Source organism: Streptococcus sp. FDAARGOS_192, assembly GCF_002073815.2.
GTDB lineage: Bacteria > Bacillota > Bacilli > Lactobacillales > Streptococcaceae > Streptococcus > Streptococcus salivarius_H.
This window is the reverse complement of record NZ_CP020431.2, coordinates 502,362-522,785: the sequence shown is the minus strand read 5'-3', so window position 1 is coordinate 522,785 and position 20,424 is coordinate 502,362. Positions and strand designations below refer to the sequence as shown.

General features: G+C 42.3%; 10 protein-coding genes. All 10 read right to left on the bottom strand.

Annotation, left to right across the window (positions count from 1 at the left end; all coding sequences use genetic code 11):
• Positions 1–18 precede the first annotated feature (18 nt).
• Positions 19–462, bottom strand: a complete 444-nt coding sequence (locus A6J31_RS03570) for a flavodoxin (RefSeq protein WP_002888085.1) — start codon at positions 460–462, stop codon at positions 19–21.
• Positions 463–829: 367 nt separating this feature from the next.
• Positions 830–1,201 (bottom strand): hypothetical protein, encoded by a 372-nt coding sequence (locus A6J31_RS03565; protein WP_037600183.1) that lies wholly within the window; start codon positions 1,199–1,201, stop codon positions 830–832.
• Positions 1,202–1,213: 12 nt separating this feature from the next.
• The gene (locus A6J31_RS03560; protein WP_002890801.1) at positions 1,214–1,933 is read right to left on the bottom strand and encodes a matrixin family metalloprotease; all 720 of its coding nucleotides are present in this window, start codon (positions 1,931–1,933) and stop codon (positions 1,214–1,216) included.
• 119 nt (positions 1,934–2,052) lie between these two features.
• Positions 2,053–2,835, bottom strand: coding sequence for an alpha/beta hydrolase (locus tag A6J31_RS03555; protein ID WP_060971930.1), 783 nt, complete (start codon positions 2,833–2,835; stop codon positions 2,053–2,055).
• Positions 2,836–2,969: 134 nt separating this feature from the next.
• Entirely contained in the window at positions 2,970–4,631 is a 1,662-nt protein-coding gene (locus A6J31_RS03550) for a ribonuclease J (RefSeq protein ID WP_080610460.1), read from the bottom strand.
• A gap of 179 nt (positions 4,632–4,810) precedes the next feature.
• Positions 4,811–5,569, bottom strand: coding sequence for an ABC transporter ATP-binding protein (locus A6J31_RS03545; protein ID WP_060972690.1), 759 nt, complete (start codon positions 5,567–5,569; stop codon positions 4,811–4,813).
• Positions 5,566–6,435 carry an ABC transporter permease gene (locus A6J31_RS03540; protein WP_002883493.1) on the bottom strand — a complete coding sequence of 290 codons (870 nt, stop codon included), beginning with the start codon at positions 6,433–6,435 and terminating at the stop codon, positions 5,566–5,568. The genes A6J31_RS03545 and A6J31_RS03540 overlap by 4 nt, the downstream gene beginning before the upstream one ends.
• 9 nt (positions 6,436–6,444) lie before the next feature.
• Positions 6,445–7,446: a tryptophan ABC transporter substrate-binding protein gene (gene trpX / locus A6J31_RS03535; RefSeq protein WP_037601128.1), complete on the bottom strand. Its 1,002-nt coding sequence runs from the start codon at positions 7,444–7,446 to the stop codon at positions 6,445–6,447.
• Between the two features lie 136 nt (positions 7,447–7,582).
• A complete protein-coding gene (locus A6J31_RS03530; RefSeq protein WP_002890796.1) occupies positions 7,583–7,804 on the bottom strand; it encodes a DUF4649 family protein in 222 nt (73 codons plus the stop codon).
• Positions 7,805–7,987: 183 nt separating this feature from the next.
• A complete protein-coding gene (locus A6J31_RS03525; RefSeq protein WP_080610459.1) occupies positions 7,988–20,077 on the bottom strand; it encodes a GEVED domain-containing protein in 12,090 nt (4,029 codons plus the stop codon).
• Between the last annotated feature and the right edge of the window lie 347 nt (positions 20,078–20,424).

Sequence of the window (20,424 nt, the reverse complement as noted above, 5' to 3'; positions counted from 1 at the left end):
CTTTACTCTGCCTTTTTCTTATGCTAATGCTTCTGAAATTTTTTCAGCGAAAGCTTCGAGGTTCTCGATATCTTCATCTTCAGCAGAAAGATCAACCTTGACACTATCTGCTCCTTTAGTCGCCCCTGTGAAAGTGAATTGATTTTCAAATTCATCAACTGAGTGACAGAAATAATCGTAGAAAGTATCTCCTGAACCTACAACACCAAAGATTTTACCTGACAAATCGAGATCAGCCAAATCTTCGTAAAAGTCAACGATTTCATCTGGCAACTCACCATCACCATAAGTGTAAGTCGCTACAATACAGATGTCCGCATCTTCAAAATCAGCGGCATCAACCGTTGTACACTCGTCTACATCTACAGTGTGACCCAATTCTTCCAATTTTTTGGCAACGATATCTGCGATTTCTTCCGTGTTACCGGTCATACTGGCATAAACGATTTTTGCTAAAGCCATAATGTCCTCCAAAATAATAAATTAGCTATATTATATCATATTTCTTCAGAAAATAAATGACCTAATAACTCAAAAAACTGCCCTGATTGACAGTTTTAAATTGACATTAATTCTTCTTTTTAGACTTTTCTTAGGTGAGTGCGGACGCTAGCGACTTCCTTCGGAATTCCATAGCTAAGTTTTGAGCCTAGTGTCTCAAAACTTCCGAGTGCCTAAAGCTTTTAAACTTTAGGCACTTTTCTCACAACGAAAAGTCTTGTCTACAGCTCGTTCTGAAATTATTAAAGGAACTATCTCATTTCATCTACAGAAATTAGTCTATGTTTTGATAGCCAAGTCACTTGTTAGAGGAAACTAAAACTGCCCATCAGGACAGTTTTAGATTTTGTAAAAGTTCAAAATGTCGGTAGACTAGCCATAAGCCAACACCAACTAACAGAATGATAATCACTGCTCTCATGAGACCTCTAAGAAAAGTCAAGAGCCAAGTGAGAAGCATAGAGGTGATTAGCCAACTCCATCCAGAAGCACTGTAAAGAGTTTGAATACTCTCTATGGAATGACTAGTCAGCGTTTTTACCCAAGTGGGAATATAAATCCAAATGCCATCACCTGATAAGCCCAAACGATTGGCAATCATGGTTCCTGTTGTTTGCAACCAAGTAAAGACCCCAGCATTGAAAAGAAAAAGGAAGGTTTGCATGGGGTAACGTCTAGCAAGGCGTTTCAAATAGCGCATGACAGCCCCTCCTTAATTAGCATAAAGAGCATGGACCGTATCAATATCCACCTGTTGAATCCCGTAATAAGATCCAGCGGATTGCATAACGGATGTCTTAGAGTCATCATGATCTAAGCCAATAGCATGTCCCAATTCGTGTTCAGCCGTATTAACGATACGCTTGTGAGTATAACCAAAATCACTATTCAAGAGGAAGTAACGATTTAACTTTACATCCACATGAGTGATGCGATTGGTCAAAACATTGGTTTGACTATCTGCTAAACCTGCTGCCTGTGAATTCGCATCGGAATAGTCTGTCGCAACAATGTCAGCCGTTGAGGCATCATCAGTTAAAGTAAAGATGAAAGCACCCGTGTTATTCCAGTTGGTGATAGCTTCCTTATAGGCGGCTACCAAGGTTTCGTCTGTAGATTGTATATATATGCTAGCTGTATTTTGCGCCCATCTAGCTCCGTTAGACTCTGGAATAGTATCTGTCGTTGATAGGTTAGAGACAACTTTCTCAACGTCACTAGTACTGGTACCACTAAACCCTAGCTCTACTTGATGAAAGGCTTGGTTAATATTTGTGGCTAAGGTACTTGAAGAGTTATTGGCATAGTAGACGAGTCCATACCCAATGAGGGCTAGCACTAGGGCAAGTTTAAATATAGCCCAAATAAGATTCCAAATAAATTGTAAAAGAAGTTTAGGAATATAGAAGATTACTCTGAATAATTTTTTCATTATTGAGCCTCCTTTTCGAAACTTCCCTTAGTATATCAAGCTCTAATAGTTCTGACAAGTAAAAAATATCAATTTAAGCTTTTATCATCTCTTTGATAAGATGTTACAAACTTGACCTATTAAGACAAACGTTCTTCTTTAACGTAATCAATAGGTAACCATTCTAAGTAGGCTTCTAGTTGTTTTTCCCAATAATACCATTCATGTCTTCCATGGTCCGTGCGGTAGTCAATGTCCAAACCAAGAGCTTTCAAATCAGCTACTGCTTTGTTTTGAGAGTCAAAAAGGAAATCCTCAAGACCACACCAGGCAAAGAATTTGGTTTTCTTGTCATGTTGTTTGGCTAGATTGACCAGTTTATGCTGCACAATGTCTTTTCCTTCTAAATCTCCAAAGACACCTTGCCAGTATTCCTTAGACTCACTCGTTTCATCAGTAATCATCTCCACTGATAATCCAAGGGCACCAGAGAAGGAACCCGCACAAGCAAAGTTATTTGTCGTTAAGGCGAGTTTGAAAGACCCATAGCCGCCCATAGAAAGTCCAGCGATAAAAGTCTTTTCACGCTTCTTAGTCATACTTGGGAAGAAACGTTGCATGACTTGAGGAAGCTCCTTGGCAATGGCATCGTAATATTTAACACCGTATTTGGTATTTGTATACCATCCATTTTCAGAGTTAGGCATAATAACGATAAGATTAGTCTTACGAAGGAGACGCTGAATATTGGTACGAAAGGCCCAAGAATTATGATTGCCCCCCATGCCATGAAGAAGATAGAGAACCGGAATGTCCGTATCACTTTCCGTTTCAGCAATCTGGTCACGGTCTGGATAAATGACATCTACTTGACGGTACTGTCCTAGAACATCTGAAGAGTATTCAATTTGAAAAAAAGCCATTGTATTTTCCTTTCTAAATGTCAGAAAAGCTGGGGTATCCCAGCTTCTGCTTTAAGAAGAAAATCTTGTTGAGATTTACCTCTATTTCGATGAATGCAAGCAAGACGCTCACACCTTTATTGTAACATCAATGATTAACGTACTTCCATGACTACCGGAAGAATCGCTGGGCGACGTTTAGTTTGGTCAAAGAGGAACTTAGCTACATCGTCTCGGACAGCTCCTTTAAGTTCACCCCAATCGAAGCTGTCTCCTGCCAAGTAATTTTCAACGGTAGCATTGACAATGTCAGCAGCCTCACGGAGAATGTCACGGCTCTTCTTAACATAGACGAACCCACGTGTATTCACACGCGCTTTAGAGATAATCTTACGTTCCTTCTTGTTCACAGTGATAGCTACGATAAAGATACCATCTTCAGACAAGACCTTACGGTCACGAAGGACGATATTACCCACATCACCAATGGCATTACCGTCGATCATCACATCACCAGCTGGAACAGCTCCTTCATGAAGGAAACCTTGATCTTCAGACAAATGCATGATATCACCGCGTTTAACGATATAAATATTCTCTGGAAGAATACCAACTTCCAAGGCTAACTCTGCATGGGCTTGAAGGTCACGGTACTCACCTTGGACAGGGAAGAGATACTGTGGACGAAGGAGATTAATCATCAATTGAAGTTCACGAGCATTGGCATGTCCAGATACACGAAGGCTCTGCGTAATCATCTTAACAGTTCCACCAGCCTTATAGATAGCGTTGTTGACACGTGCCACTACAGCTTCTTTAGCAATGCTTGGAGTTGTTACGATATAAACCAGATCTCCATCCTTAATTTGAACGTAACGGTGACGACCAACAGCCATCTTTTGGAGACCATCGATTGGTTCACCCATACGACCATTTTCAAGGATAATCAACTCGTGGTCTTCAAACTTGTTCATGTCTTTTGGTTTGACAATAAGTTTTTCATGCTCCACAGTCAATTTTTTGAGGCGGATGGCTGTGCGGACAATATTTTCAACGTCAAAACCAGTAAGAACAACGCGACGTCCGTGATCAGCAGCTGAATCGAAGACTTGTTGAATACGTACCAAGTTTGAGGCAACTGCTGCAACAATAACACGTCCTTCTGCATCGGCAATGACTTGGTCAATTTCTTGACCAACTTCTGCTTCCGAAGCTGTTTGTTCAGTACTTGTCGCATTTGCTGAGTCTGACAAGAGGGCCAAGACACCTTCACGTCCAATTTCAGCCAAACGACCTAAATCAGTTTTGTAGTAAGGACGGGCAGCTTGGTCAAATTTGAAGTCACCAGTATAGACAATATTACCTTGGTCAGTGCCAAGAACAATCCCCATTGATTCTGGAATAGAGTGCGTTGTTTTGAAGAATGAAACTTCAGCATTCTCAAATTCAATTTCAGTTTCTGCGTCAATAACGTGGAAATTATTGAATTTCTTAACGCCAGCATTCTTCACAAAAAGCTTAGCCAACTCAATTGTGAGTGATGATCCAAAAACTGGTGCTTTGACTTCTTGCAAGATATAAGGTAGGGCACCAATGGCATCGGCATGTCCATGCGTCAAGAAAATCCCTTGGATACGATCTCTATTTTCAATCAAGTAATCTAAGTTAGGAATGACAAAGTCAACACCTAGTTGTTCATTTTCAGGATACTTTAGACCAGCATCCAAGATAAAGATAGAGTCGTTAATCTCAACAATATAGAGGTTCTTAGCATTTTCACGTACTCCACCTAGGGCAATAATTTTAATATCGCTCATGCTTGTTTTTCTCCTTTTTAGTTTGACTCTCTTCTAGAGCCTATTTTTACAGACGGTCCAAGAAGCTGAACGTTCGTGCGAACAGTCTCCTTGTCGATTTACAGGCCACAACAAAAAGTTGCATACTCTTTAAGTATACAACTTTTTAGCTTATTTTACAATTTAGAGTCAGACTAGGCTTACTCAAACATAGCGTAGTAGTCTGTGATATCCAATTGACCTTTTTCTTCCTTGGTAAGGTCTTTAATGATTTGACCATCCTTCATAACGATAAGACGATTTCCGTATTTAAGAGCATCTTCCATATGGTGAGTAATCATCAAGGCTGTCAAGTGGTCGCCCGTCACAAACTCATCGGTCAACTCCATGAGAGCCACACTTGTCTTAGGGTCCAAGGCTGCGGTATGTTCGTCTAAGAGCAAGAGCTCAGGACGTTTAAGTGTCGCCATCAACAGACTGAGAGCCTGACGCTGACCACCTGAAAGGAGACCTGCTGGTGTATCTAAGTGCTTTTCTAAACCATTACTGATGCGTTCAATCAGACCTTGAAATTCCTCTGTGTAGAGATGAATTTGGCGTGATTTAAGCCCTCGTTTTTCGCCACGGTATTTGGCAATCAAGAGGTTTTCTGCAACGGTCATACGAGGAGCTGTCCCCATTTTAGGATCTTGGAAGACTCGTGAGAGGTACTTAGCACGCTTCTCAGCAGGGAGAGCCGTAACATCCTCACCCATGATGAAAATCTGACCACTGGTCAACATGAGGGTCCCTGCAATGACGTTGAAGAGGGTTGATTTTCCGGCACCATTTCCACCAAGAATAGTAATAAAGTCACCTTCTCTAATGGTAAGATTAACATGGTTCAGGATGGTTTTTTCGGTGTCAAAACCGTTATTGACCTTAACAGTCGCATCTTTGAGTTCTACAATAGCTGTCATCGTGATAAGGTCACCCCCTTAAAGAATTTTCGACGTAGGACAGGCGAAATCAAACAAATAGCCAGAACAATCGCACTAAAGAGTTTGAGGTAGTTCGTGTTAAAGCCAAGAGCGATAACTGCTGTCAAAAGGAACTGATAGAGGATTGAACCAATACAGATGGCAATCAAACGTTCCAACAGAGTCAAGTTAGTCGCATAGAGGACCTCACCAATGATGATGCTGGCAAGACCAATGACGATAACCCCAATCCCTTTAGAAACGTCGGCATAACCGTCCTGTTGGCTAATCAAGGCTCCAGAGAGGGCAATAATACCGTTTGAGATAACAAGACCCATCACTTCCATATTGTCTGTGTTGATACCAAAAGATTTGGCCATGTCTCTATTATCACCTGTGGCAATATAAGCTTGACCAAGGCGCGTGTTAAGAAAGGCAATCAAGGCAGTGATAACAATGGTCACAGCAATGAGACCAACAATCAAGAGATTGTAGTCCTTGCTGAAAGGAAGCAAATCTTGAATAGTCTTAATATCAAGAAGTCCCAAGTTGGCCCTTCCCATAATCATAAGCATGACTGAGTTAAGAGAGGTCATGACCAAAATCCCTGCCAAAATAGTAGGAATCTCTCCCTTAGTATAGAGGAGACCAGTCACAAGTCCAGCACCACAGCCGGCCAAAACGGCAACCAAGGTTGCCAAGATAGGGTTCCAACCAAAGTTCATAAGGGTTACTGCTACTGCCCCACCAAGAGGGAAGGAACCTTCTGTTGTCAAATCAGGAAAATCCAAGATACGGAAAGTCATGTAAATCCCAAGACCTAGGATTCCGTATAGAAGCCCCTGATAAATAGATGAAATAATCATAAGTCCTCCTTATTTATCAGCTTTAACAGCGATGTCTGACTGTTTAAGCACATCGTCAGGGATGGTGATGTTGAGGTCTTGAGCAACTTTAAGGTTAAGCGTTGGTGTGCCATCATCGATAACATCTACAGGAACATCCTTTACTTTCTTACCCTTAAGAACCTTAACGGCACTACGAGCTGTAGCCTTTCCAAGTTCATATTGGCTTTGAGCAACTGAAGCCAAACCACCTTCTTTCACCATCGTATCAACCGTCGTATAAACTGGAATCTTAGCCTGGTTGGCTGATGAGATTACTGTTGAAAAGGCTGAGGCAATCGTATTATCTTGAGGCGTCCAGATGGCATCTACCTTACCAGTCATGACTGACATGGTTGTATTGATTTCATTGGTTGATGGAACGGCGTACTCGACCACATTCAGGCCATCTTTTTCTGCGTATTTCTTAAAGCTTTCAACCTGTGATTTGGAATTGTCCTCGCTTGAAGCGTAGAGAATACCAATAGTTTTGGCATTTGGTGTCAGTGATTTGACCAAGTCTACTGTTTGCTTAATCGGCACTTGGTTAGAGGTACCAGTAACATTGCCTTCCGGATGCTTGAGATTCTTAACCAATTTGGCCCCAACAGGGTCTGAGATAGCCCCCATAATGACTGGAATATCCTTGGTAGCTGCCGCTAGCCCCTGTGCTGCTGGTGTGGCAATACCGATAACAACATCGTTCTTGTCATTAACCAATTGTTTAGACATGGTTTGAATTTTAGACTGGTCTCCTTCGGCATTTAGGAGGGTGATTTTAACCTTGTCCCCCTTATAACCAGCTTCCTTAAGGCCATCCTCAATTCCCTTCTCGATTTGATCCAGGGCGTCGTGAGTCACGAACTGGAGGATCCCTACTTTGACGACCTTATTGGCATCTTGGTGTTCTTTTTTGAAAAGATCTGTCCCAATAGAACCGAGCGTCAAGATAGCTAAGAAAACCAAAGTCCAAATTAAACGCTTGTTTTTCATATGTGTCTCCTTCTATAAATTCTTCCTTTCTATTGTAAGTCATTTTCAGTCAATTAGCAATATTCTTAATTTATAAAAATTACCTTGATTAAAGAAAAAGAACCAGAACACGATGTCTAATTCTTTTCCCTTACTATTACTGATATTGTGCCAAGTCTAACTTCATAATATAAAAGTAAAGGTCACCATATTGTCCCTTGTAGCCAATATCATGTCCGTTGATTGTCACCTTAGTGACTGGCGTTGAATCTGGTAAGGCAATCCAACAAGCTTGCTGTGCCCTAACAAATTCATTGTAATCTTCAAAGGAAGTGTGTTTTTCTTGCTTAGCGGTATTTAAATAAGTTACTTCAATCATCGAGGGACCTCCTTATAATCCTTTACCTAAGGTCTAGATTACGCTTCCTAGAGAGCAAAGTCAATCATGACGACTTGAAAAACAGCAGGCTGGACCATACAAATAGACCCCATGGCAAATACCATGAGGTCTATTTTAATTGAAATCTGGATTCTTAAGGTCCTATACGACCGTTAAATCATCTTAACGTTTGCGTCGTTTTGCGCCATAGAGTCCAAATCCAGCTAGAAGACTTGCCAAACCAAAGATTGCAAGGTTTGAATCCTCACTACCAGTTTCTGGAAGTTGAGCTGTCTTATCACTTGGATTGATAAAGTGAGCTTCTTCTTTTGTTTCTGGAAGTACTGGAGCCTTAGGCTCTTCTGTTTGTGGAGCTGGCTGTGGCTCTGGTGTCGGAGTTGTATCCGGCACTGGTGTTGGAGTCACAATTTGTTTGTAGATGTGTTGAGTATTACCATTTTCATCTACAACTGTCTTCACAAATTCATAACCAGGGATTTCTTTCTTAGGTTGTTGACCATCTTCAGTTGGATAACCAGGGATTGGAGTACCATTTTCATCTACATATGATGTCGTTACTTGCTCGTAGACATGTTCGATATCACCATTAGGTAATTTCTTAGTTTCTACGAAGCGGTAACCTGGGATCTCAACTTTTGGCTGTTCACCATCAACTGTAGGATATCCTGGGATTTCCTTACCTTCTTTATCGACAAACTTAGTGATTGGAAGGACAGTTGGTGTGTAGGTAGCTGAAGCCTTAGTTCCGTTGACATCTTCACGAACAACTGTTACTGCTGGGGCAGTTCCTGTAAATTCAGGTTCTGGTGTGAAGGTTACAGTTCCATCTGCAGCTACTGTGTAAGTACCAACACCTGAAATCGTCTTGGTTGTTGAACCATCTTCAAAGGTAGATGGAACTTGGTTATTCATTGGTACACGGCTATCGCCTTCAGTGAAGCTTGGCTTACCTGTTTGCGTTTGACCCTTATTACCAATTGAAGTAACTGATTCTGCAGTTGGTGTTACTGGTGTAACGGTTGGTGTATAGGTAGCTGTAATAGCTGTACCGTTCTTATCAACACGTTTCACTGTTACGCCTGTACCTGTTCCTGTGAATGCTTTTTCTGGAACAAAGGTTACTGTTCCGTCTGGAGAAACGGTGTAAGTTCCTTCACCTGGAATAGTCTTGGTAGTTGATCCATCTTCAAAGGTTGCTGGAACATCATCATCCATTGGTACACTTGGGTTACCAGGCATGAAGCTTGGCTTACCTGTTTGGGTTTGACCTTGAATGTCTGTAGATGTTGCTGGCTCAGCAGTTGGTGTTACAGGAGTTACAGTTGGTGTGTAGGTTGCTGAGGCTTTGGTTCCGTTCACATCTTCACGAACAACTGTCACTGCTGGAGCTTCACCAACGAATGATTTCTCAGGTACGAATGTAACTGTTCCGTCTACTGCTACTGTATAAGTACCAACGCCTTCTACTGTCTTAGTTGTTGAACCATCGTCAAATGTTGCTGGAACGTCATCGTTCATTGGCACACGGCTATCACCTTCGGTGAATACAGGTTTACCAGTTTGTGTTGCACCCTGGATGTCAGTAGATACTGCTGGAGTTGCAGTCGGTGTGACTGGTGTAACAGTTGGTGTGTAGGTTGCTGAGGCTTTAGTGCCGTTCATGTCTTCACGGACAACTGTCACTGCTGGGGCAGTTCCTACGAATGATTTCTCAGGTACGAATGTCACTGTTCCATCTGCGGCTACTGTGTATGTACCAACGCCTTCTACTGTCTTGGTAGTTGAGCCATCATCAAATGTCGCTGGAACGTCATCGTTCATTGGCACACGGCTATCACCTTCGGTGAATTCAGGCTTACCAGTTTGTGTTGCACCCTGGATATCTGTAGATGTTGTTGGGGCAGCAGTTGGCGTTACCGGTGTTACTGTTGGTGTGTAAGTTGCTGAGGCTTTTGTGCCGTTCATGTCTTCACGGACAACAGTCACTGCTGGTGCAGTTCCAACGAATGATTTTTCTGGAACAAAGGTTACTGTTCCATCTGCGGCTACTGTGTAAGTACCAACGCCTTCTACTGTCTTAGTGGTTGAGCCATCATCGAAGGTTGCTGGAACATCATCGTTCATTGGCACACGGCTGTCACCTTCAGTGAATTCAGGTTTACCAGTTTGAGTCGCACCTTGGATATCGGTAGATGTCGCATCTTCAGAAGTTGGGACAACTGGAGTAATCTTAGGTGTGTATGTTGTTTCTACTGTTGTTCCATTTGCATCGGCTGCTTGAACCTTAACTGGAACAACATCACCTGAATAAGATTTATCCGTTGGTGTGAAGGTTACGACACCTGTGTCTTTATCAACTGTGAAGGTACCAATAATATTGCCCGCTGGTGATTTCGCAAACACCGCCGCTGCTGGTTGACCATTTTCATCAAGAAGGGTAATGGTATCTTTGTCGATTGGTGCAACTGGGTCACCTTCAGTGAAGGTTACAGTTCCCGTCTGAACTACTCCTTGAGGTCCTGTTGATTCTGCCGGTGTTGCAGTCGGTGTGACTGAAGTTACGGTTGGTGTGTAAGTCGCTGAAGCCTTAGTACCATTTACATCTTCACGAACAACAGTCACTGCTGGTGCAGTTCCGACGAATGATTTTTCTGGAACAAAGGTTACAGTTCCGTCCGCTGCTACTGTGTATGTACCGACACCGTCAACTGTCTTAGTCGTTGTGCCATCTTCGAAGGTTGCTGGAACATCATCGTTCATTGGTACACGGCTGTCACCTTCAGTAAATTCAGGCTTACCTGTTTGAGTTTGACCTTGTTTACCTGTTGATGTTGTTGGTTCAGCAGTTGGTGTAACTGGAGTTACAGTTGGTGTGTATGTTGCAGTAACTGGAGTACCGTTCTTATCAACACGTTTCACGGTTACACCTGTACCTGTTCCTGTGAATGATTTTTCTGGTACGAAGGTTACTGTTCCGTGTGGAGCAACTGTGTAAGTTCCTTCGCCTGGAATGGTCTTCGTAGTTGTTCCATCTTCAAAGGTTGCTGGAACATCATCATCCATTGGGATTGCAGGGTTACCAGGTTTGAAGCTTGGTGTACCTGTTTGAGTTTTACCTTGGATATCTGTAGATGTTGCAGGGTCAGCAGTTGGTACAACCGGAGTAATCTTAGGTGTGTAGGTTGTTTCAGCAACAGTTCCGTTTGTGTCTTTGGCTTGAACTTTAACTGGAACGACTTCACCTGAGTATGATTTATCAGTTGGTGTGAAGGTTACAACACCAGTTTCTTTATCAACTGTGAAGGTACCGATCACATCACCTGTTGGTGATTTCGCATCTACTGATGCTGCTGGTTGGCCATTTTCATCAAGAAGAGTAATGGTATCTTTGTCGATTGGCGCAACTGGATCACCTTCTGTGAAGGTTACAGTTCCAGTTTGAACCACACCTTGAGGGGCTTCTGATTCAGCTGGAGTTGCTGTAGGAGTTACTGGAGTTACAGTTGGTGTGTACTTAGCTGTAACTGGTGTACCATTCTTATCAACACGTTTCACAGTTACGCCTGTACCTGTTCCTGTGAATGATTTTTCTGGAACAAATGTTACGGTTCCGTCTGGAGCAACAGTGTAAGTTCCTTCACCTGGAATGTTCTTGGTTGTTGAGCCATCTTCAAATGTTGCAGGTGTATCATCATCCATTGGAACATTTGGATTACCTGGTGTGAAGGTTGGTGTACCTGTTTGCGTTTGACCTTGTTTGTCAGTAGATGTTGTATCTTCTGCAGTTGGTGTTACCGGTGTTACAGTTGGTGTGTAGGTTGCAGAAGCTTTTGTTCCGTTCTTATCTTCGCGGACAACTGTCACTGCTGGTGCTTTACCTGTGAATGATTTCTCAGGAACAAAGGTTACCGTTCCGTCTGCTGCTACTGTGTAAGTACCAACGCCGTCTACTGTCTTAGTCGTTGAGCCATCGTCGAAGGTTGCAGGAACATCATCGTTCATTGGTACACGGCTATCGCCTGCAGTAAATTCAGGTTTACCAGTTTGTGTCGCACCTTGGATATCTGTTGTTTCAGCTGGTGCAGCTGTTGGAGTTACTGGTGTCACAGTTGGTGTGTACTTAGCTGTGATTTCAGTACCGTTCTTATCCACGCGTTTCACTGTTACGCCTGTAGCGGTTCCAGTGAATGATTTTTCTGGTACGAAGGTTACTGTTCCATCTGGAGAAACAGTGTAAGTTCCTTCACCATCTACTGTTTTAGTGGTTGAACCATCTTCAAAGGTCGCTGGAGTATCTTCATCGATTGGAACATTTGGATCACCTTCAATAAAGGTTGGTTTACCAGATTGTGTTTGACCTTGGATGTCAGTCGATGTAGCATCTTCAGAAGTTGGAACAACTGGAGTAATTTTCGGTGTATAAGTTGTTTCAACTGTAGTTCCGTTTGTATCAGCTGCTTGAACCTTAACTGGGACAACATCACCTGAATAAGATTTATCTGTTGGTGTGAAAGTAACTAAACCTGTATCTTTATCAACTGTGTATGTACCGATCACATCACCTGCTGGTGATTTCGCTTCTACTGATGCTGCTGGTTGACCATTTTCATCAAGAAGAGTAATCGAATCCTTGTTAATTGGAGCTACTTCATCACCTTCAGTAAAGGTTACAGTGCCAGTTTGAACAAGACCTTGAGGTCCAGTAGATTCAGCTGGTGTTGCTGTTGGAGTTACTGGAGTTACAGTTGGTGTGTAAGTTGCAGAAGCTTTGGTTCCGTTCTTATCTTCACGAACAACCGTTACGGCTGGTGCTTTACCTGTGAATGATTTCTCAGGAACAAAGGTTACCGTTCCGTCTGCTGCTACTGTGTAAGTACCAACGCCGTCTACTGTCTTAGTCGTTGAGCCATCGTCGAAAGTAGCTGGAACATCATCGTTCATTGGTACACGGCTGTCGCCTTCAGTAAATTCAGGCTTACCTGTTTGAGTTTGACCTTGCTTACCTGTTGTTTCAACTGGTGTCGCTGTTGGAGTTACTGGAGTTACAGTTGGTGTGTAAGTTGCAGAAGCTTTGGTTCCGTTCTTATCTTCACGAACAACCGTTACGGCTGGTGCTTTACCTGTGAATGATTTCTCAGGAACAAAGGTTACCGTTCCGACTGCTGCTACTGTGTAAGTACCAACGCCGTCTACTGTCTTAGTCGTTGAGCCATCGTCGAAAGTAGCTGGAACATCATCGTTCATTGGTACACGGCTGTCGCCTTCAGTAAATTCAGGCTTACCTGTTTGAGTTTGACCTTGCTTACCTGTTGTTTCAACTGGTGTCGCTGTCGGTGTGACTGGAGTTACTGTTGGCGTGTACGTTGCAGAAGCTTTAGTTCCGTTCTTATCTTCGCGAACAACCGTTACGGCTGGTGCTTTACCTGTGAATGATTTCTCAGGGGTAAAGGTTACGGTTCCGTCTGCTGCTACAGTGTAAGTACCAACGCCGTCAACAGTCTTGGTAGTTGAGCCATCATCAAATGTTGCTGGAACATCATCATTGATTTCTACCGTTTTCTCAACGCCATCAACTGTTACGGTTCCACCCTTGAATTCAGGTTTACCTGTTTGAGTAGCACCTTGAATATCCGTTGTTTCAGCTGGTGTAGCTGTTGGGGTTACTGGAACAATTTCAGGTGTGTAGGTTGTATCCACCTTGATGCCATTTGAGCTTTCAGCTTGAACCTTAACAGGCGTTACCTTACCTGTATAAGATTTATCAGTTGGTGTGAAGGTCACTTGTCCAGTTGCTGGATCAATTGAGTACGTACCGATTTCAGTTGTACCATCTTCAGCATAGGCTGGCGTAGTCGCCACTTCATTACCATCTTTGTCCAAAAGTGTGTAGCTATTATCTTTGATTGTAATAGCTTTATCTTGACCATTTACTTGAACAGTTGCACCTTCAAAGGTTGGTGTTCCAGTTTGTGTCGCACCTTGGATATCTTTAGATGTAGCTGGTTTAGCTGTTGGAACAGCTGCTACAACTGTTGGTGTGTAACTTGCATCTGAAGTGATGGTTGAAGTCTTACCATCTTCATTTGTAATCGTCGCTATTGCTTGAATTTTCACGCCAGTTGCAGTTCCGACAAAGTCTTTTTCAGGAGTAAAGGTTACTGCTCCGGTAGTAGGATCGATTGTGTAAGTACCTTCACCTGCTACTGTTACAGTTGTTTCATCTGTTGGTTGACCTGTTGCAGGGTCAATCAATTTCTTACTTGTAATTTGAGCAGTCTCATCATCACTCAAAGCAAATGTTGGAGTTTCAGTTTGAGGAATATTTTGAATGTCTTCAGAAACTTTATTTGTTGGAGTAAGAGTGACTGGATTAACAGTTGGTGTGTAAGTTGCAGATGCTTTAGTTCCGTTCTTATCTTCACGAACTACTGTTACAGCTGGTGCAGTACCAGTAAAGCTTGGTTCTGGAACAAATGTTACAGTTCCGTCTGCAGCTACTGTATAAGTACCAACGCCATCAACAGTCTTAGAAGTAGATCCATCATCGAAGGTTGCTGGAACGTCATCATTCATTGGTACACGGTTATTACCTTCAGTGAAGGTTGGTTTGCCAGATTGGGTTGCACCTTGAACACCTGTTGTTTCAGCTGGTGTCGCAGTTGGTGTTACCGGTGTAACTGTTGGTGTGTAAGTCGCAGAAGCTTTGGTTCCGTTCTTATCTTCACGAACAACAGTTACAGCAGGTGCAGTTCCAACAAATGATTTTTCTGGTACAAAGGTTACTGTACCGTCTGCTGCCACTGTGTAAGTACCAACACCATCTACAGTCTTCGTAGTTGATCCATCATCAAATGTTGCTGGAACAGAGTCGTTCATAGGCACACGGCTATCGCCTTCAGTGAATTCAGGTTTGCCTGTTTGGGTTGCCCCTTGGATGTCTGTTGATTCAGCTGGTGCAGCTGTTGGGGTTACTGGTGTCACAGTTGGTGTGTATTTAGCTGTGATTTCAGTACCGTTCTTATCAACACGTTTCACTGTTACGCCTGAAGCAGTTCCAGTGAATGATTTTTCTGGGACGAAAGTTACGGTTCCATCTGGAGAAACAGTGTATGTACCTTCTCCATCTACTGTCTTAGTCGTTGAACCATCTTCGAAGGTAGCTGGTGTATCCTCATCAATTGGAACATTTGGATTGCCTTCCGTGAAGGTTGGTTTACCTGTTTGAGTTTGACCTTGGATATCAGTTGATGTAGCATCTTCAGATGTTGGAACAACTGGAGTAATCTTAGGTGTGTAAGTTGTTTCTACTGTTGTACCGTTAGTATCCGCAGCTTGAACCTTAACTGGGACAACATCGCCGGAATAAGATTTATCCGTTGGTGTGAAGGTCACAACACCTGTATCTTTATCAACGGTGAAGGTACCAATTTCTTTACCTTCTGGTGACTTAGCAACTACAGATGTTGCTGGTTGACCATTTTCATCAAGAAGAGTAATGGTATCCTTGTCGATTGGTGCTACTTCATCACCTTCAGTGAAGGTTACTGTACCTGTTTGAACCAAACCTTGAGGTCCAGTAGATTCAGCAGGTGTTGCAGTTGGAGTTACTGGAGTTACAGTTGGTGTGTAAGTTGCAGAAGCTTTTGTTCCGTTCTTATCTTCACGAACAACTGTTACGGCTGGTGCTTTACCTGTGAATGATTTTTCAGGGACGAATGTAACTGTACCGTCTGAAGCCACCGTGTAAGTACCAACGCCATCGACTGTCTTGGTAGTTGAACCATCATCAAAAGTAGCTGGAACGTCATCATTCATTGGCACACGGCTGTTGCCTTCAGTAAATTTAGGCTTACCTGTTTGGGTTTGTCCTTGTTTACCTGTAGATGTTGTATCTTCTGCAGTCGGTGTTACTGGGGTTACTGTTGGTGTATATGTCGCAGAAGCTTTAGTACCGTTCATGTCTTCACGAACAACCGTCACTGCTGGTGCTGTTCCAGTAAATGATTTCTCAGGAACGAAGGTTACGGTTCCGTCTGCTGCCACTGTGTAAGTACCAACGCCGTCAACAGTCTTAGTCGTTGAGCCATCGTCAAATGTTGCAGCAACATCATCATTCATCGGCACACGGCTATTACCCTCAGTAAATACAGGTTTACCAGTTTGTGTAGCACCTTGGATATCTGTAGTTTCAACTGGTGTTGCCGTTGGAGTTACTGGAGTCACAGTTGGTGTATAAGTTGCAGAGGCTTTGGTTCCGTTCTTATCTTCACGAACAACCGTCACTGCTGGTGCAGTTCCAACGAATGATTTTTCAGGTACGAATGTAACTGTTCCGTCTGCTGCTACTGTGTAAGTACCAACGCCGTCTACTGTCTTAGTCGTTGAACCATCATCGAAGGTCGCTGGAACAGCTTCATTAATCGCTACTGTTTTCTCAACGCCATCTACTGTTACAGTTCCACCCTTGAATTCAGGTTTACCAGTTTGTGTAGCACCTTGAATATCAGTTGTTTCAGCTGGTGTAGCTGTTGGGGTTACTGGAACGATTTCTGGTGTGTAAGTTGTATCCACCTTGATACCGTTTGAGCTTTCAGCTTGAACCTTGGCCGGTGTTGCTACACCTGTGTATGATTTATCAGTCGGTGTGAAAGTGACTTGACCAGTAGCTGAATCAATTGAGTAAGTACCAATTTCAGTTGTACCATCAGCGGCATAAGCTGGTGTACTTGTCACTTCATTACCATCATTATCCAAAAGCGTGTAGCTATTATCTTTGATCGTAATAGCTTTATCTTCACCATTCACTTGAACAGTTGTACCTGCGAAGGTTGGTGTCCCTGTTTGCGTTGCACCTTGAACATCTTTAGAAGTTGCAGGGTTTGCAGTTGGAACTGCTGGCACAACAGTTGGTGTGTAGGTCGCATCTGAAGTAATGGTTGCAGTCTTACCATTAGCATTTGTAATAGTAGCAGTTGCCTGAACAGTTACTCCTTTTGCAGTACCAACAAAGTCTTTTTCTGGCGTAAATGTTACTGCTCCAGTCGTTGGGTTGATAGTATAGCTACCTTCTCCTGCTACTGTTACAGTTGTTTCATCAGTCGGTTGACCAGTTGCTGGATCCACCAATTTCTTGCTTGTGATTTCAGCAGTCTTATCATTACTCAAATCAAAGGTTGGTGTTTGGGTTTGAGGAACGTTTTGAACATCCGCAGAAACCTTGTCTGTAGGAGTCACTGTGATTGGTGTGACTGTTGGTGTGTACTTAGCTGTTGCAGTCTTGATGTAATCCTGTTGGATCTTACCATCTTTGTTTCTACCAACTGGCGCTGACAATGTAACTTCCACACCTTTTGCTGTACCAGTAAAGCTTGGATCTGGAGTGAAGGTTACTTCACCCGTTGAAGGATTAATCGTATAAGTTCCTTCCCCTTCAACTGTTACAGATGGCGCATCAGTAGTGAGACCTGTGGCAGGATCCACCAACTTAGCAGGATATTCTGCACTTGGAGTGATTGCAATCTTGTCACCATTTGAGTTAGTCTCAGTTGTGTTAAAGGTCGGAGTTTCTTTTTGAGTCGCCCCTTGAACATCCGTCGAAGTTTTGTCAACTCCTTCGATTTCAATTGGAGTGACTGTTGGAACGTATTGACCATCCATGGTATTCAACTGACCATTAATGTTTGGTTCTTGATCTGGGAATTTTGTTGACCAACCAGTATCATAACCGTTGTTATCTGAACGACGGATAGAAATACCATCAGCTGTTCCAAGGAAGTTATCTTCAGGAATAAATTCAACATCGACATCTTTACCGTTGGCAGTAATCTTGTACTTACCTTGTCCTGGAACGACATAGTAACCGTCCCCATCAAGAGTAGCACGGTTGCCATCTTTATCAACGATGTATGGTTCTACCATTTCGTCAATAACGGCACTAGAATTAAGCTCATACTTGTGTTCTCCACGTGCTGTAAAGGTTACAGTTGCAGTTTGCTTCGCCCCTTGAGGACCACTTGTTTCCTTGAATTCCCCTTTTGGTGGGTGCGTAATTTGAGTTCTGAAGTCTTCCACTTCCCCTGAGAGGGCCATACCAGTTGGGCTCTCAATCTCGTTAGCTTTCTTGGCAATACGAACACGAGCACCTAGTTCTTTAACGCTAGGGTCGATATAAGTCTTGCTATTTGCAAAAGTCAACTCAACTGTACCGTCATTTGTGATTCTTGCAAGATCAGAGCGTTCATCTTCATCAAAGGTACCATTTTGGTTAAAGTCTATCCAACCGTAGATATAAGCTTCTGAAGCTCCATCTGTATGGGCTTCTATTGACAGCTTGTAGTTACCTGGGCGTGTACGATCCATCTTGATCATCTCATTGGTTGTACCTTTAAGCTCATCTGGAAGCAATTGGTCAATTCCTTCATCGGCCGTAGTTGCCTTATCATCACCGAACCAGTCAAGAACAGTATTCTCATCCATATCTGGGCTCACATTACCAATATATGGTTGATTTACTTTAGCACCAGTTATACCATCTACAGTTGCAATGGTATGCATAGCTTTTCCGTATGACTCAGGAGCGTCCCCTTCATCAATTGGGAAGAATCCTAGCATTGCTGACTGTTTACCACCTGAAGCGACATAAAGTCCAACTTCAGAGGCACCACGCGTCATAACGATTGGAACAGTATAATTACCTTCAGAAATGTTTGGTCCAAAGATACCGGTTCCTAGACCACCTGTAACTTTGTCAGGATTTCCAAAATACTTCCAAGCTACTGGTTTCTTTTCTGGTCCAACTTGAGTAGATCTACGAAGTTGGTTTAAGTTGGTATTATTAAATTTAGGATTAGGTCCAAAAAGATTTTCAGTATCTTGTGGTGAATATGTTACAGAAGTAGTTGGTCTGGTAAACTTTTTCCATTCTCCAATATGCTGCCAACCTTCTCCATTGGTAGTAAACATAACTAATTCACCTGGGTTAGCAGACTCCCCATCAGCCATAACAATAGCTGGCTTAACTGTCTTACCACGGAAGGTTGCAGAGATTTCAAACTGAACTCCAATATTTCCACCATTCAAAGCTGAACTTATGGTAGTCTTCTTGGTTTTCGTATCAATATTCTCAAATCTGATTTCAGTCCAATTATTTTGGGCATCAGCAACGATTTTGGCCTCTTCACCATTGTTAAAAGCTTGCCTAGCAGCATTTGAAGTGACTCCACTTACATAACCATTTTTTGCATTTGGATCATAGGTTGCTTTTTCAGCTTCTGTAGCCCCTTGATTTTCCATCCGTTTCTTATAGATTTCAGTCGCTTGGAAAGGTTTCAAGGATTTGACTTTTACAGTAACTACATAACCAGGCATAATTTCCTTGGTATAGGTAGACCCAACTTGAAGAGCCAATTTTTCTTCTAAGTTCTCAGTTGGTTTAACTTCACTTTTAGGAACTAGTACTGTAGTAGTTCCTGTCCAGTTAGCTACATCTCCAAAGTCCAACCATGAGATTTGGCTAGCCATAGATTTGGCATCAACATTTGTTGTAAAGCCTGGTTTTTCAACTTTTGGTGTTGAAGTTGCATCTTCAACATCATCCCCAATCAAGCTTTCGTCATTAGGATTACCTAATGCACGACGTGTACGACGTCGACCAGAAGTTTCTGCTGTTACAACAGGTTGCTCTACAGCAGACGCTTCGGCTCCACTTGAAAGAGCATTCGTTGTAGAAGCTTCTGCTTGAACGTCCACACCTTGTGCTTCAGATGCTGTTTCTGAAGCAGGTGTCTCAGATGATGCTGATGTAACAGAGGCTGTCGTTGAAACTCCCGTAGTATTGCCTACACTTGTAGAGCCAGCAACACTAGTGGTAGATGCTGCAGTAGTTGCTGACGTTGACGAAGCTGCTTGAGATGTTGTTTCACTAGAAGCTTGTGTTGTCGACGTTTCAGAATTAGCTGAGCTAGCATTTGAAACAGTTTGAGACTGACTATTAGTCTCAGTACTAGATAAAATATTTGCGACTTCCGTTGAAGCTTGAGCAGCAACAGCAGTCTGTGAAGATGACTCTTCACTCACTGTTGCAGTAGTGCTTGTTACATCTCCTGCTTGCACTTGGTTAGCTGTTTCATCGGCAGATACTTGACTAGCAGTACCAACCATAACAAGTGTTCCAAGCAAGACCGAACAAACGCCTACATTCAACTTACGAATCGAAAATCGACTTATACGATCATTAAATAAATCTTTACCCACTTTGGTAATCCTCCACACATATACAATTAAGTATCTCACCCCTCAATGAGATTAAAAGTATTTAAAAATACTAATCGTTAAACATTCTAACAAATTTCCTAATATTTGTGAAAAGTTTTGCTCATATTTTCAAATATTTTAAAAAATTTACTTAAATAAAATCAAGTAAACAATAGAATAATTGTATATATATTACTTAATTATAAGGATTTCAATGCAAGATTTCATAATTATTTATCTTTAGAATTGTCAGTAAAAAGAAAATTATGATTTCATTTTTTTCAAAAATCAATTTTCATAATTAAGATTTTATTAGACATTTTAAATTAGTAAGTCATTATTTAAAG